This window comes from Mycobacterium sp. 1245852.3 (assembly GCF_001669335.1).
Lineage (GTDB): Bacteria > Actinomycetota > Actinomycetes > Mycobacteriales > Mycobacteriaceae > Mycobacterium > Mycobacterium europaeum_A.
The window spans coordinates 1-884 of record NZ_LZLL01000180.1; the positions used below are offsets into that span (position 1 = coordinate 1).

Below are 884 nucleotides of genomic sequence, written 5' to 3' on the forward strand. Positions count from 1 at the left end.
CGCCGAGTCGGCGGACGCGGCCAAGGGCTGCCTGCACGACTGCGTGGTCTTCTCGCTGCCGGCCTAGCGGCGATCGCAAGCGCGGCCGTGGCGATCGCAAGCGCGGCGAAGCCGGGCGCCGCGGGTCGCCGCCATCGACCTAACTACAGTCTCATCCGTGAGCCGCGTCGCACCGCTCGCTCCGCCGTGGAGCGAAGAAGATGCCACTGGCATCAACAGCTGGGGTCACCCCGACCGCACGTACGAGCCGCTGCTTTTGGTGCGTTGCCTGCAGCGCCATCCGACGCTGGCCGCCCGGCTGCGCAAGCTCGGCGAATCCCTTTATGTCGCAGCGCTTTTGCCGGGTCGCACGCGGACCATCGCCATTCTGCGGACCTGCGCGCTGGTCGGCTGCGCATACGAGTGGGGTGGGCAGGCGGCGTTCTGGGGCCCGATCGCCGGTGTCAGCGACGACGAGTGCGACGCGCTGGTCACCGGCGGCCCGGACGACTCGCGGTGGAGCGTTGCGGAGCGCACGCTGATCGAGGCGGTGGACGAGCTCGAGCGCACCGGCTCGTGGTCGGAGGCGACGTGGACCGCGCTGGGCCGCGACCTCGACGACGAGCAGCGCATCGAATTGCTCACGGCCGTCGGCTGGTATCGGACGATCTGCACGCTGTGCAACGCGCTCGCGCTGCCGGTGGAGGGCTGGATGCGGCCCTGGCCCTGAGTCGGATGGCGGCGACCCGGCTTCGGCCGCTCCGCCGCGCTCGCGATCGCCGCTGCGTCCGACGGCGGCGACCCGGCTTCCCCGGCTCCGCCGCGCTCGCGATCGCCGCTAGGCCGGCAGCGAGAAGACCACGCAGTCGTGCAGGCAGCCCTTGGCCGCGTCCGCCGACTCGGCG

1 protein-coding gene and 2 pseudogenes are annotated in these 884 nt (G+C 72.4%); 2 read left to right on the top strand and 1 reads right to left on the bottom strand.

The genetic code is table 11. From position 1 onward, the window contains the following. Positions 1–67 (top strand): annotated as a pseudogene (locus tag A9W96_RS32560) (pyridoxamine 5'-phosphate oxidase family protein); the annotation flags it as partial. Between the two features lie 90 nt (positions 68–157). Further along, complete coding sequence (locus A9W96_RS07955) at positions 158–709, top strand: carboxymuconolactone decarboxylase family protein (RefSeq protein WP_067138813.1); 552 nt, start codon at positions 158–160, stop codon at positions 707–709. Positions 710–817: 108 nt separating this feature from the next. On the opposite strand, the pseudogene A9W96_RS32570 reads toward A9W96_RS07955, so the two are convergent. Next, positions 818–884, bottom strand: a pseudogene (locus tag A9W96_RS32570) (pyridoxamine 5'-phosphate oxidase family protein); the annotation flags it as partial.